Raw genomic sequence first — 12656 nt, 5'->3', positions numbered from 1 at the left:
CGGCTCGGGTAAGGAACCGGGGAAAACGCGCAGACTCTGTCAGAACGCGGCGATGCCCGTCTGCGCCCGGCCCAGGATCAGCGCGTGGATATCGTGTGTGCCTTCATAGGTGTTCACGACTTCCAGGTTGACCATGTGGCGGATGATCCCGAACTCGTCCGAAATGCCATTCCCGCCCAGCATGTCGCGCGCCACCCGCGCCACGTCGAGCGCCTTGCCGCAGGAATTACGCTTCATCATCGAGGTGATTTCCACCGCAGCGGTACCCTCGTCCTTCATGCGGCCCAGGCGCAGGCAGCCCTGCAGGCCGAGCGTGATCTCGGTCTGCATGTCGGCCAGCTTCTTTTGTACCAGCTGGTTTGCCGCCAATGGTTTGCCGAACTGGTGGCGATCGAGCGTGTACTGGCGCGCCGCGTGCCAGCACGCTTCGGCAGCGCCCAGCGCGCCCCAGGCGATGCCGTAACGCGCCGAGTTCAGGCAGGTAAACGGACCTTTCAAACCACGCACGTCCGGGAAGGCGTTCTCTTCCGGGCAGAACACGTTGTCCATCACGATTTCGCCGGTGACGGACGCGCGCAGGCCGAACTTGCCGTGGATCGCCGGGGCCGACAACCCTTTCGAGTCTTTGTCGAGCACAAAGCCGCGGATCGCGCCTTCGTCATCCTTGGCCCAGACCACGAACACGTCGGCCACCGGCGAATTCGTGATCCACATCTTCGAGCCGGTGAGCGAATAGCCGCCATCGACCTTGCGCGCACGGGTCACCATCGAACCGGGATCGGAGCCGTGGTTCGGCTCGGTCAAACCGAAGCAGCCGATCCATTCGCCGGTGGCCAGTTTCGGCAGGTATTTTTGCTTCGTTTCTTCGTTGCCGAATTCGTAGATCGGCACCATGACGAGCGAGGACTGCACGCTGGCCATGGAGCGGTAGCCGGAATCGACACGCTCGATTTCGCGCGCGATCAGGCCGTAAGCGACGTAGTTCAGGCCGGGGCCGCCGTACTGCTCGGGAATGGTCGGACCGAGCAGGCCGAGTTCGCCCATCTCGCGGAAGATCGAATTGTCCATTTTCTCGTGGCGGAAGGCCTCGAGAATGCGTGGCTGCAGCTTGTCCTGGCAGTAGGCGTTGGCCGCGTCGCGGATCATGCGTTCGTCATCAAGCAGCTGGCTGTTGAGCAGCAGCGGATCGTCCCAGTGGAAAGAGGCTTTACTTGGCGAATCGGCGTGGTGCATGGAGGTCCTGGTCTCGGTTCTTGTAGGAAGGCGAAGCGAACGATGCCGCTGCGCCGGGCCGAGCCATTATAAAAAGGACATGCCGGGGGATCTTTTCAAACTGCGACAGCCATTTTCATTTTTGTCCAACGTAAGGCCCGGCTTGCCTACTGCGTGAAGGAGACGGCATGTATCAAATCACCGTCGCGCAGGCGCGTCATGTCGCGCGTCGGGGGCGTGCCGAAGTGACGCGCATAGTCGCGGCTGAATTGCGACACGCTCATATAACCGACGCGCTGGCAGGCCAGGCCCGCATTCATGCCGGTGGACAGCATCAGCCGGCGCGCTTCCTGCAGGCGCAGCGTTTTCTGGAATTGCACGGGACTCATCGAGGTCAGCGACTTGAATTGCTCGTGCAACGAGGAAGTGCTCATGTGTGCCAGCGCAGCCAGCTCGTCGATGCGGATAGCCTGGTCGAAATGGGCGCGGATCCAGGCGACGACCTTGCCGATCCGGTGCGATTCGATGCGGCCGAGCTGCGCCAGCCGGGCACCGAACGGACTGCGCAGCAGCCGCAGCATGATTTCGTCGATCACCAGCGGCGCCAGCAGTGCAGCGTCTTCCGGCTGGGCCGCCAGCGCCATCAGGCGTGCTGCCGCGTCGATCACGGGTTCTCCCGCCTGGGCGACGTGCACGGCGCGGTTTTCGCGCAGGAGCGGCACGCCGTCGGGATAGACCTTCAGGATCAGTTCTCCCAGGCGCTCCTGGTCGAAATCGAGTCGGAACGACAGGTAAGGCGCCGCCGTGCTGGCTTGACGGATCAAGGCCGCAACCGGCAGGTCGAGCGAAAAGATCATCATGCGCGACGGATCGTAGTCGTAGGATTCGGCCCCGAGCATGACCGTCTTGGCTCCTTGTGCGACGATGCACAGCGCCGGCCGGTGCAGGCCATGCACCAGTTCCGTGCTCGCACTGCCGGCGCGTATCGCGTGAACGCCGGGAATGCAGGTCGCGAACGAACCGTCATGGGGCGCATGTGCGGCCAGCAGGCAGGCCAAACGCGCCAGGGCGGGTGCGCCGGTGCCGGCAGGGGGCGAATGGCCGAATGGTGTCATGATGCGGGCCCCTGGCTCATGCCTGGTGGTCGGTCGATGCCGATAGGGCCCGCCATTCCTGCAAATCGGCACTGCGCGCCTCCAGCGCTGTGCTCGTCATGGCGACGGCGTCGCTTCCCGCCAGGAACTGGGCAGGGGGCGCTTCCATCCCGGCCAGCCGGACGATCGCGGCGGCAAGCCTGGCCGGATCACCCAGTTGCTTGCCCCGGTACGGGCTGTAGGCGTCTTCGACCGAGCCCTGTGCGGCGTAATCGTCGATCACCCTCGTGCCGTAGCGGACTGAACTCTGTTCAAGGAATTCGGTGCGGAAGAAACCAGGCTCGACGGCCGTGACGTGGATACCGAACGGTTTCAGTTCGAGTGCGAGCGAGGCCGACAAGCCCTCGATCGCATACTTGGTAGCGCAATACACTGACGCGCCGTTGAAGCCGACCAGGCCGCCAACCGAACTGATGTTGATGACGTGGCCCGCGCGCTGGCGGCGCATGACAGGCAGGGCTGCCTGCAGCATGTGCATCACGCCATACACGTTGACGGCGAACTGGCGCCCGATATCGGCCATCGGCACCTCTTCCAGATTGCCCATTTGTCCATAGGCCGCATTGTTGACGAGCACATCGATACGACCGAATCGGGCGACGGCCGCCTCCACGGCAGGCAGGGCCTGGGCCTCCACGGCGACGTCGAGTTCGACCAGCATCAGGCGTGCCGGATCGGCAGCGCCGAAGCTTGCCTGTAGTTGTGCAAGATTGCGTCCCGTGGCGACCACCTTGTCGCCCTGGGCAAGGGCGGCACGGACGACGTCGGCGCCAATGCCGCGGCCGGCACCCGTAATGAACCAGACTTTACTCATGATTGCTCTCCATGTTGTGCCACGCGAGCGGCGTTGATGTGGAGAGCATGGTAGGGCGCGGAGCCGTGCGCAACTTGCCCGAAACTCCGGCAAGCTGGCGCAATCCTCGGCACATGCACGGCGTGCCTTCCTGGCGGGGCAGTGGTCAGGCCGGCCCGGTACTGCCGAAACGCCCACCATGAAACAGCAGGCCCGCCTGCGGCTGCACATTGCACTCCTCGACTTCGCCGACAAAAATCACGTGGTCGCCTTCCGGGTAGCGGCTGCGGTTGTGGCATTCGAACCAGGCGGCCACGCCCGTTAAAATCGGCAGGCCGGTGCGCGAGAGTTCGTAGTCGATGCCCTCGAAGGGATTGGTGTCGGTGCGGCGCGAAAAGCGCAGCGCCAGGTCTTGCTGGCCGGCGGCGAGCACGTTGATGACGTAATGCGAGTTGCCGGAAAAAACAGGCATGCTGTTGGCGCCCGCACCCAGGCTCCATAGCACCAGCGGCGGGTCGAGCGAGACGGAATTGAACGAACTGGCGGTCAGGCCACGAAAGCTGCCGTCGGCGAGACGCGTCGTGATCACGGTCACGCCGGTGGCAAATTGCGACAGCGCCTGGCGGAAATGCGCCGAGTCGAAACCGCGCGCGGCGGCGCGGGGGGAGCGTGTATTCATCGGTACCTTGGAAAGTTGCATGCACATTATGCCACCGCCGCTTGCCGGCCGTCGCCACGGGCGCATCACAGTCCCTATCGCGCCCCCATGAAGCGCCCCTTTGCGTTAGCATCGGGTCATTCAATGCAATGACGGGGCATGCGATGAACGAGCGAGGGCAGGGCGAGGTGGCAATTCTGGGCGGCGGATGTTTTTGGTGCGTCGAGGCCGTGTACCTTGAAGTGCGCGGCGTCACGCGCGTCGAATCGGGCTACATGGGCGGGCATGTCGTGAACCCGACCTACGAACAGGTCTGCGGCGCCGGCACCGGGCACGCCGAGATCGTGCGGCTCGAATTCGATCCATCCGTCATCAGCTACCGCGACATCCTGCAAATCTTCTTCACGATCCACGATCCGACGACACAAGACCGCCAGGGCAACGACGTCGGCCCGCAATACCGGTCCGTGGTCTTCTTCGAGAACCCGGAGCAGGAAGCGACCGCGCGCCAGGTGATCGCGGAGATGGCCTCGGTCTGGGACGCGCCGATCGTTACCCAACTTCTGCCGAGCGAGACCTGGTACAAGGCCGAGCAATATCACCAGAATTACTATGCCCAGCACCCGATGCAGGGGTATTGCGCGTTCGTTGTCGCGCCCAAGGTGGCGAAGTTTCGTAAAACGTTCACGCACTGGATGAAGTAGTGTGGTCGGCTCTACCCGGGAATGTGATCAGCCGCGACCCTGATGCCGCCCACGCGTTCATCCGGCTTCGTGATACCTCGCGACGCCGCAGACGTGCTTTGAACGCCCGCGTGGAGCCGACCGCTGAAGACGTCATTGAGGCCATTGGCCTAATGCCAGTCAGTTAAGCCTAGCGTCAACCGATGAGACAGGTGCTTACGGTTGCAGACGCTGCCTTGCCCAGCTTCCGTCTTCCTGCCGCGTGTAGACGATGCGGTCGTGGAAACGCGAGCGGCGTCCCTGCCAGAACTCGATGCGCTCGGGCACCAGGCGGAAACCGCCCCAGTTGGAGGGCCGCGCCGGCGCGTCGCCCGCAGTGGCGGCGACCGCTTCGTAGTTCCGTTCCAGGGCCGCGCGGTTGTCGATCGGCGCGCTCTGCCGGGAGGCGATCGCCGACAGGCGGCTCTTCAACGGCCTGCTGTGGAAATACTTGTCGCTTTCTTCAGCCGAGGTCGTTTCGACCCGGCCTTCGATGCGAACCTGGCGTTCAAGCTCGCTCCAAAAGAATAGCAGGGCTGCGTGCGGATTGGCGTGCAGTTCCTGAGCTTTCCTGCTGTCATAGTTGGAGTACCAGGTGAAGCCGCGTTCATCGAACTGTTTTACCAGCACGATGCGCGAACTCGGCCGGCCATCGGCATCGGTCGTCGCCACGTTCATCGCATTCGGCTCGTTCACTTGCGCGCTGATCGCCTGCTCGAACCAGCGCGTGAACTGCAGCATCGGGTCGTCCAGCACGTCGTCCTCGTTCAGGCTGGCCTGGCCGTAATCCTTGCGCAGGTCGGCCACCGCATCGCCGATCGTTGGCTGCACGGCGCTCGTTTCTTCACCGATGCCGCGGCGGCGCGCCATCGCCGTGCCGAGCTGCGTCATCTGGTCAGGCGAGAACAGGCGCATTGCCATCGGCGCCATCGTGCTTTCCTCGCGCTCCATATGGGCCAGGTAGCGTTGGCTAAAGCGCTGCACGCTCGAGCTCGACAGGGTGCCGGCGCCGCCGTCGGCAATCGCGGTCAGCTGCTCATGCAAATCCTGCCAGAGCGCGTCCATATCCTGGTGGTCTTGCAGGATCACAGGCGCCAGTGCCTGCAGCGTGGCGGCGTCTTCCCCTTGCGCCACGGCGCGCAGCATCGGAATCAGGTCTTGTTCCTCGTCGTCGTGGTGCAGGTGCGCGGCCTTCTCGAAATACTTCAGTACGGCGCTTGCCGCCTGGCGCGCGGCCTCATCAGCGCCGTGCTCGGGCAGGTGCGACAGCAGCCGCTCGAGGGTGCTTATTTGCTTGCGGATGCGGCCGTGGCAGTGCTTGAGCACGGCGATGGGCTGGTCGAAGCCGGGCGCCGTATCAGGAAGGAAATCGTTCATGTGCGTATTTTTGACAGTGGGAAGTTTTTTGATTGACTAAGCGTCATTTTAGAGCAGGCGTGAAAGACCGGTCCGGTAAAATGCCCGGATGACCTCGAACGACACCTTACTCCTTTCTCCGGCAATCGATGCCGACATCGACTTTGCGCGCCGCTTCGGCGGCATTGCCCGCCTCTACGGCGAGCGTGCACTCGAACGCTTCCGCACGGCGCACGTTTGCGTGATCGGCGTGGGCGGCGTCGGTTCCTGGATCGTCGAGGCGCTGGCGCGCAGCGCCGTCGGCCACCTGACCCTGATCGACCTCGACAACGTGGCCGAATCGAATGTCAACCGCCAGATCCAGGCCTTGACAAGCACGATCGGCCAGCCGAAGATCGAGGCGCTGCGCGACCGTATCGCCCAGATCAATCCGTTCTGCAAGGTGACCCTGGTCGAGGACTTTATTGATCCCGACAACATCCGGCAGATGATCGATGGAAAAGGTTTCGACTACGTCGTCGACGCCATCGACAGCGTCAAGGCCAAGGCCGCCCTGATCGCGTATTGCCGCGAGCACGCGCTGCCCCTGGTCACCATCGGCGGCGCCGGCGGCCAGATCGACCCGACAAAGATCGAGGTGCGCGACCTCGGCCGCACGGAGCAGGAACCGCTGCTGAAAAAGGTGCGCAAGCTGCTGCGCGCGCAGTATGGTTTTTCACGTGGCGAGAAGCAGAAATACGGTATCGACGCCGTGTTCTCGATGGAGCCGCTGCGCTATCCGGAAAGCGAAGACGCCTGCGAGATTGGGTCGAGCGTCACCGGCCTGAACTGCGCCGGCTTCGGTTCGAGCATGGTGGTGACGGCCAGCTTCGGCATGATCGCGGCCGCCCACATCTTGCGCAACATGGCCGGGGCGGCGCTTGCCTCAGCGCTCGCGCAGGAGCAGGCTGCCAAGGCCACGCAACCGGACTTTGTAACCACCTGAGTCCCCGCTGGGCATCGTGCCCCGGGCTTGCTATGATGGGATATCGCTTGAAACCCTGTCATTGAAAGAGCCCTCATGATGCGTCGTATCACTTTAGCCGCCCTGATGCTGGCGGCCGCTGCCGCCAACGCCCAGCAGGCCACTCCGGCCGCCACCCCGGCGAATGCCCCGCAAAACGCCCCCGCCGCCGACCAGGCAGCCAGCACCGTGCGCCAGCAGGGCGTCCAGAGTGCGGCCGACCAGGCCGCCGCCGCTTCTCAGCAGGCCGCCGGCCAGGCCGCCGCCGCCCTTGAACCCAGCACCGCCGCCCAGGCCGCTGCCGCCGCGCAGGCTGCGCAACCCGTGCCGCCACCACCATCGGGTCCCCAGCTCGAGACCATCGACCGCGTGGTCGGCAAGGGCCGCGAAGCAACGCTCGGCAGCCAGGTGCGGGTCAACTACACGGGCTGGTTCCACAAGCCGCTATCAAGCACCGGGCGTGGCCGCAAATTCGATTCCTCGCTCGACGGCGGCCGCGAGCCGCTCGAGTTCCGTCTCGGCGCCGGCCAGGTCATCAAGGGCTGGGAGCAGGGCGTGGCCGGCATGAAGATCGGCGGCAAGCGCACCCTGATCATTCCGAGCCAGCTCGCCTATGGCAAGCGCGGCGCACCGGGCGGCATGATTCCGCCGGACACGGATCTCATTTTCGATGTGGAACTGCTCGGCGTTAAATAAACGACACTTACTGGTGGGAGAACGGTTATGCGAATTGCGAACGATGTCACTGAACTGATCGGCAACACCCCGCTCGTCAGGATCCGCAAGCTGGCGCCGGGCGGGGCGGAAATCCTGGCCAAGCTCGAGTTCTACAATCCCGCGCACAGCGTCAAGGACCGGATCGGCCTGTCGATGATCGAGGCAGCCGAGCAGGCCGGCCTGATCGGCCCCGACACCGTCGTGGTCGAGCCGACCAGCGGCAACACCGGCATCGCGCTGGCCATGGTCTGCGCCGCGCGCGGCTACCGCTGCAAGCTTGTCATGCCGGAAACCATGAGCAACGAACGGCGCATGCTGCTGCGCGCCTATGGCGCCGAACTCGTGCTCACGCCCGGCTCCGAAGGCATGCTGGGCGCGATCCGCCGCGCCGAAGAGATCGTCGCGAGCGACCCGCGCGCCTTCATGCCGCAACAGTTCAACAATCCCGCCAACCCGGAAGTGCACCGGCGCACGACGGCCGAGGAAATCTGGCGCGACACCGACGGCAAGGTCGACATTCTGGTTGCCGGCATCGGCACTGGCGGCACGATCACCGGCGTCGGCGAAGTGCTGAAGGAACGTAAGCCCGGCTTCCAGGCCATCGCGGTCGAGCCGGAGGCGTCGCCCATGCTGTCGAAAGGTACCAAGGGCCCGCACCCGATCCAGGGCATCGGCGCCGGCTTCGTGCCGCAAGTCTTGAACACCGCGATCTACGACGAAATCATCACCGTCAGCAACGACAACGCCTTCGAGACGGCGCGCGCCGCCGCGCGCCAGGAAGGGCTGCTGGTCGGGATCTCGTCGGGCGCGGCGCTGTGGGCGGCGATGCAGGTGGCGGCGCGGCCGGAGAATGCCGGCAAGGTGATCGTGACGATCATCCCGTCGTTTGGCGAGCGTTACCTGAGCACCGCGTTGTTCGCCAATTTAGCTGGCTGAAACGTCGCGTGGGCACGCTGAAGTGCCCACGCGGTCGTGCTCTGCGTTATCAGGTCACCAGCGCGCAGCGGTGCTGCAAGGTCCCCTCTTCGACCTGCAGCGTGCAATGCTTGACCGCGAAATCGTGGCGCAAGCGCGTCACGATCTCCTCGATCGCCCGGTCTCCCGGATAACCACCCGGCATCACCAGATGGACAGTGAGCGCCGTCTCCGTCGTGCTCATCGCCCAGATGTGCAGGTCGTGCACCTCGGCCACGCCGGGCTGCCCGGCGAGAAATCGGTCGATCGCCACCGCGTCGACGCTCGCGGGCACGGCGGCCATCACCAGCCGCAGCGATTCGCGCAGCAGTGACCAGGTCCCAAGCACGATCACCAGCACGATCACCAGGCTCACTAGCGGGTCGAGCCAGGTCCAGCCGGTGCCCATGATGACCAGTCCCGAAATCACCACCCCCAGCGAGATCGCGGCGTCGGCCGCCATGTGCAGGTAGGCGCCGCGGATGTTCAGGTCGCCCTTGCTGCCGGCCATGAAGAGCCAGGCCGAGAAGCCGTTGATGGCCACGCCGATGGCCGCCACCACCGACACGGTCAGGCCTTCCACCGGGGCCGGCGCCGTGAAGCGGTGCACCGCTTCCCAGGCGATCGCGCCGCAGGCCAGTAGCAGCAGCATCGCATTGCCGAGCGCGGCCAGGATCGAGGAGCTGCGCATGCCATAGGTATAGCGCGCGCTTGGCGCGCGTTTCGCCAGCAGCGCCGCGCCCCAGGCCAGTATCAGCCCCAGCACGTCCGACAGGTTGTGTCCGGCGTCGGCCATCAGCGCCGTCGAGTTGGCGAGGAAGCCGTAGACGAATTCGATGGCTACAAAAACCGCATTCAGGGCGATCGCCAGCGCAAAGGCGCGCCCGTGGCCGGGTTCGGGAATGTGGTGATGGTGGTGGCCATGGCCGTGGTGGCCGTGACCATGCTGATGGTCGTGATCGTGGTCGTGGCTCATGGGTCGATTCCGGTGGTGGGTTCTGCGATGTGTTCGAACATGGTGGCGAGCAGGGTACTGATGTGGGCGTCGGCGGCGGCGTAGAACACCTGCTTGCCCTGGCGCTCGGCCTTGACGATGCGCGCCGCGCGCAGCAGGCGCAGGTGGTGGCTGACGAGGGAACTCGACAGTGCAAGCGTGGCGGCAATCTCGCCCACTGCGGTTGGCTGCCCCAGGCAGGCCAGCACGATGCGCAGGCGGGTCGGGTCGCCCAGCAGGTGGAACAGGTCCGCCAGCTGGTCGACCGCGTCATTCGGATAATCGGGTGTGTTCATTATAAACATGTGAATATTTGTTCATATGTTAGAGCAAGCCAGAAAATTACGCAACGCAATCATGCTGAAAGCCAGTGTGGAAGGGCGTTCCGGCCCCTTCCAATCGAACGGGGGTTAACCCGAACCCCATCATATAATTGTCGGTGTATTAATAAAAAGAACGACCGCGAACAGGCTAAGCGTCTTACAAGAACTGAAATTTACGCATGGGCGCAGGTCCGGTCAGCCGGTGGACCGCGCTCCCTGTGACCATCAACAATCAACAGTCAGGATAGATACACATGAACAAGAAAATCGCCATTGTCGGCGCTGGATTTTCCGGAGCTGTGATTGCCAACCAGCTCGCGCAAGCTGGTTACACCGTTGAAGTCTTCGAATCGCGCCCCCACATTGCAGGCAATTGCCACTCCGAACGCGATGCCGAAACCGGCGTCATGCTGCACGTCTACGGTCCCCACATTTTCCACACCGACAACGAGCGTGCTTGGGAATTCGTGAACCGCTACGCCGAGTTCAAGCCGTACGTGAACCGCGTCAAGGCAATCACCAAGGGGCAAGTGTTCACGCTGCCGATCAACCTGCTGACGATCAACCAGTTCTTCGGCAAGACCATGGGTCCGGCCGAAGCGGAAGAATTCCTGCAGTCGCTCGGCGACAAGACGATCGAAAACCCGACTACCTTCGAAGAGCAGGCGCTGCGTTTCGTCGGCCGCGAACTGTACGAAGCCTTCTTCAAGACCTATACCGTCAAGCAGTGGGGCCTGGAGCCGAGCGAACTGCCCGCCAGCATCCTGAAACGCCTGCCGGTGCGCTTCAACTACGACGACAATTACTTCAATCACAAGTACCAGGGCATGCCGGCCGACGGTTACACGGCGCTGGTCGAGAACATCATCACCGTGCCGGGCGTGACCGTGCACCTGAACACCCGTTTCGACCCGGACCTGAAATCGGATTACGAGCACGTCTTCTACAGCGGCCCGATCGACGCCTGGTTCAATCATGCCGAAGGCCGCCTGCCGTACCGCACGCTCGACTTCGAAACCTTCCGCGCCACCGGCGACTACCAGGGCAACGCGGTCATCAACTACTGCGACAACGAAAAGCCGTACACCCGCATCACCGAGCACAAGCACTTCTCGCCGTGGGAAAAGCACGAAAAGACGATCTGCTACAAGGAATACAGCCGCCAGTGCGAAGAGAAGGACATCCCTTACTATCCTATCCGCCTGGCGCGCGACAAGCAGCAGCTCGAGCTGTACGTGAACCTGGCGAACAAGGAGCCGAACGTCACCTTCGTCGGCCGCCTCGGTACCTACCGCTACCTGGATATGGACGTCACCATCAACGAAGCGCTGATGACGGCAGATAAATTCCTCGACTGCGCGCGGGACAAGGCGGCGATGCCGGCGTTTGTGATCGATCCGCTGGCGTAAGTCTGCCGGCGCTGCGGCGCCGCAGTCACGAAGCCCGTCAGTTGACGGGCTTTTTTTTGTCCTGCATGCCACTGCAAGTTACAAAAATGCTACTCACTGACGGGGCTGGGCGATAATGTCAAGATTCTCTTCCAGCTCATCCGATCAGAAAAGGAAATATGGCTTCGATGACCCGACGCAAGCGCGTCCGCTGGGCAGCAGCGGTCCTGATGTGCGCATGGTGTTTCCCCGGCACCGGCTGGGCTGCGGACGATGCCACGGCGCTGCGCGCCGCGGTCGATGGGGCGATCCGGCCCCTTATGGCCGAGCATGACGTACCCGGCATGGCCGTTGCCGTCACGGTCGATGGCCGGGTCAGCTTCTTTAACTACGGCCTCGCCTCGCGCGAGCAGAATTCGGCCGTCAGTGAACACACCTTGTTCGAACTGGGATCGATCAGCAAGACCTTCGCGGCAACGCTGGCGGCCTACGCACATGAGCAGGGCGCGCTGTCGCTCGCCGACCATCCTGGCACCTGGCTGCCGCAACTGAAAGGAAGTGCACTCGATCGCGCCACCTTGCTCCATCTCGGCACGTATACGGCAGGCGGGCTGCCGCTGCAAGTGCCTGAAGAGGTGTCGGACCTCCCCCAAGCGATGGCGTATTTCCAGAGCTGGAAGCCGGAGGCCGCACCCGGCACGGTGCGCCGCTATTCCAATCCGAGCCTGGGTTTGTTCGGGTATATCGCCGCGCTGGCCATGAAGAGCGATTTTGCCGGCGCCGTCGAAGGCCTGCTGTTTCCGCAATTTGGATTGCGCCAGACCTATGTGAAGGTGCCGGCCGGCGCCCAGGAAAACTATGCGTGGGGCTATAACCGTGCCAACAAGGCGATCCGGGTCAATCCCGGCGTGTTCGATGCCGAGGCCTACGGCGTCAAGTCGAGCACGGCCGACATGATTCGTTACGTGCAAGCCAATATCGATCCCTCCCGGCTCGCCGCACCGCTGCAGCGCGCGGTCGAGGCGACCCATGTCGGCCATTTCGACGTGGGGCCAGTGGTGCAAGGGCTAGGATGGGAACAGTATCCCTATCCGGTAACGCTCGGACGTCTGCTGGCCGGCAATTCGGACACCATTATCATGAACGCCAATCCGGTCCGGCCGCAGGCTTCCGGTGCGAAGCGCGGGCCGATCCTGTTCAACAAGACCGGCTCGACCGGCGGCTTCGGTGGCTATGTGCTCTTCGTGCCGGACAAGAAAATCGGCGTCGTCATGCTGGCAAACAGGAATTATCCGATTCCCGCCCGCGTGAAAGCGGGCTACGCGATCCTGGAGCAGCTCGCGCGCGCGGCGAAATAGGCGATTCGCGCGTGCCGGCCAGCC

13 protein-coding genes are annotated in these 12656 nt (G+C 63.6%); 6 read left to right on the top strand and 7 right to left on the bottom strand.

Features of this window, described 5'->3' with window-relative positions; genetic code table 11:
• Positions 1-39: 39 nt before the first annotated feature.
• The 4 genes from ACHAC9_RS05435 to ACHAC9_RS05420 form a co-directional block, all read right to left on the bottom strand.
• Positions 40-1233, bottom strand: coding sequence for an acyl-CoA dehydrogenase (locus ACHAC9_RS05435; RefSeq protein WP_435757902.1), 1194 nt, complete (start codon positions 1231-1233; stop codon positions 40-42).
• A gap of 146 nt (positions 1234-1379) precedes the next feature.
• Positions 1380-2327 carry an AraC family transcriptional regulator N-terminal domain-containing protein gene (locus tag ACHAC9_RS05430; protein ID WP_435757900.1) on the bottom strand — a complete coding sequence of 316 codons (948 nt, stop codon included), beginning with the start codon at positions 2325-2327 and terminating at the stop codon, positions 1380-1382.
• Positions 2328-2343: 16 nt separating this feature from the next.
• On the bottom strand, positions 2344-3180 hold the full coding sequence (locus tag ACHAC9_RS05425; protein WP_435757898.1) for an oxidoreductase: 837 nt from the start codon (positions 3178-3180) through the stop codon (positions 2344-2346).
• Between the two features lie 145 nt (positions 3181-3325).
• Positions 3326-3838 carry a flavin reductase family protein gene (locus ACHAC9_RS05420; RefSeq protein ID WP_435757896.1) on the bottom strand — a complete coding sequence of 171 codons (513 nt, stop codon included), beginning with the start codon at positions 3836-3838 and terminating at the stop codon, positions 3326-3328.
• A gap of 143 nt (positions 3839-3981) precedes the next feature.
• Here ACHAC9_RS05420 and msrA point away from each other — a divergent pair, with 143 nt between their 5' ends.
• On the top strand, positions 3982-4521 hold the full coding sequence (msrA, locus tag ACHAC9_RS05415) for a peptide-methionine (S)-S-oxide reductase MsrA (RefSeq protein ID WP_435757894.1): 540 nt from the start codon (positions 3982-3984) through the stop codon (positions 4519-4521).
• A gap of 195 nt (positions 4522-4716) precedes the next feature.
• Here the strand turns inward: msrA and pdxH are convergent, their stop codons facing one another.
• Positions 4717-5916, bottom strand: coding sequence for a pyridoxamine 5'-phosphate oxidase (pdxH, locus tag ACHAC9_RS05410; RefSeq protein ID WP_435757892.1), 1200 nt, complete (start codon positions 5914-5916; stop codon positions 4717-4719).
• 88 nt (positions 5917-6004) lie between these two features.
• Here pdxH and tcdA point away from each other — a divergent pair, with 88 nt between their 5' ends.
• The 3 genes from tcdA (at position 6005) to cysK (ending at position 8551) form a co-directional block, all read left to right on the top strand.
• The gene (gene tcdA / locus ACHAC9_RS05405) at positions 6005-6880 is read left to right on the top strand and encodes a tRNA cyclic N6-threonylcarbamoyladenosine(37) synthase TcdA (RefSeq protein WP_435757890.1); all 876 of its coding nucleotides are present in this window, start codon (positions 6005-6007) and stop codon (positions 6878-6880) included.
• 75 nt (positions 6881-6955) lie between these two features.
• Positions 6956-7594 (top strand): FKBP-type peptidyl-prolyl cis-trans isomerase, encoded by a 639-nt coding sequence (locus ACHAC9_RS05400; protein ID WP_435757888.1) that lies wholly within the window; start codon positions 6956-6958, stop codon positions 7592-7594.
• A gap of 27 nt (positions 7595-7621) precedes the next feature.
• Positions 7622-8551, top strand: coding sequence for a cysteine synthase A (cysK, locus tag ACHAC9_RS05395; RefSeq protein WP_435757886.1), 930 nt, complete (start codon positions 7622-7624; stop codon positions 8549-8551).
• 49 nt (positions 8552-8600) lie between these two features.
• Here cysK and ACHAC9_RS05390 read toward each other — a convergent pair whose 3' ends face one another.
• Both ACHAC9_RS05390 and ACHAC9_RS05385 read right to left on the bottom strand, forming a co-directional pair.
• Positions 8601-9545, bottom strand: coding sequence for a cation diffusion facilitator family transporter (locus ACHAC9_RS05390; RefSeq protein ID WP_435757884.1), 945 nt, complete (start codon positions 9543-9545; stop codon positions 8601-8603).
• Entirely contained in the window at positions 9542-9859 is a 318-nt protein-coding gene (locus tag ACHAC9_RS05385) for an ArsR/SmtB family transcription factor (protein WP_435757883.1), read from the bottom strand. Before ACHAC9_RS05385 ends, ACHAC9_RS05390 begins: the two co-directional genes overlap by 4 nt.
• Before the next feature lie 281 nt (positions 9860-10140).
• Here ACHAC9_RS05385 and glf point away from each other — a divergent pair, with 281 nt between their 5' ends.
• On the top strand, positions 10141-11295 hold the full coding sequence (gene glf / locus ACHAC9_RS05380) for a UDP-galactopyranose mutase (protein ID WP_435757881.1): 1155 nt from the start codon (positions 10141-10143) through the stop codon (positions 11293-11295).
• 167 nt (positions 11296-11462) lie between these two features.
• Positions 11463-12632, top strand: coding sequence for a class C beta-lactamase (ampC, locus tag ACHAC9_RS05375; RefSeq protein WP_435758099.1), 1170 nt, complete (start codon positions 11463-11465; stop codon positions 12630-12632).
• The last annotated feature ends 24 nt before the right edge of the window (positions 12633-12656 follow it).

The sequence above is a fragment of the Massilia sp. CMS3.1 genome (assembly GCF_051262535.1).
Taxonomy (GTDB): domain Bacteria; phylum Pseudomonadota; class Gammaproteobacteria; order Burkholderiales; family Burkholderiaceae_D; genus Telluria.
Note: the sequence above shows the minus strand (reverse complement) of the source record. Positions and strands in the feature narration are given on the sequence as shown.

Excerpts from the sequence above, each read along its gene's own strand:
- msrA (WP_435757894.1), top strand. The coding sequence starts at position 3,982 with ATGAACGAGCGAGGGCAGGGCGAGGTGGCAATTCTGGGCGGCGGATGT.
- glf (WP_435757881.1), top strand. The coding sequence starts at position 10,141 with ATGAACAAGAAAATCGCCATTGTCGGCGCTGGATTTTCCGGAGCTGTG.
- ampC (WP_435758099.1), top strand. The coding sequence starts at position 11,463 with ATGACCCGACGCAAGCGCGTCCGCTGGGCAGCAGCGGTCCTGATGTGC.
- ACHAC9_RS05385 (WP_435757883.1), bottom strand. The coding sequence starts at position 9,859 with ATGAACACACCCGATTATCCGAATGACGCGGTCGACCAGCTGGCGGAC.
- ACHAC9_RS05430 (WP_435757900.1), bottom strand. The coding sequence starts at position 2,327 with ATGACACCATTCGGCCATTCGCCCCCTGCCGGCACCGGCGCACCCGCC.
- pdxH (WP_435757892.1), bottom strand. The coding sequence starts at position 5,916 with ATGAACGATTTCCTTCCTGATACGGCGCCCGGCTTCGACCAGCCCATC.
- cysK (WP_435757886.1), top strand. The coding sequence starts at position 7,622 with ATGCGAATTGCGAACGATGTCACTGAACTGATCGGCAACACCCCGCTC.
- ACHAC9_RS05390 (WP_435757884.1), bottom strand. The coding sequence starts at position 9,545 with ATGAGCCACGACCACGATCACGACCATCAGCATGGTCACGGCCACCAC.
- tcdA (WP_435757890.1), top strand. The coding sequence starts at position 6,005 with ATGACCTCGAACGACACCTTACTCCTTTCTCCGGCAATCGATGCCGAC.
- ACHAC9_RS05435 (WP_435757902.1), bottom strand. The coding sequence starts at position 1,233 with ATGCACCACGCCGATTCGCCAAGTAAAGCCTCTTTCCACTGGGACGAT.
- ACHAC9_RS05420 (WP_435757896.1), bottom strand. The coding sequence starts at position 3,838 with ATGAATACACGCTCCCCCCGCGCCGCCGCGCGCGGTTTCGACTCGGCG.
- ACHAC9_RS05400 (WP_435757888.1), top strand. The coding sequence starts at position 6,956 with ATGATGCGTCGTATCACTTTAGCCGCCCTGATGCTGGCGGCCGCTGCC.
- ACHAC9_RS05425 (WP_435757898.1), bottom strand. The coding sequence starts at position 3,180 with ATGAGTAAAGTCTGGTTCATTACGGGTGCCGGCCGCGGCATTGGCGCC.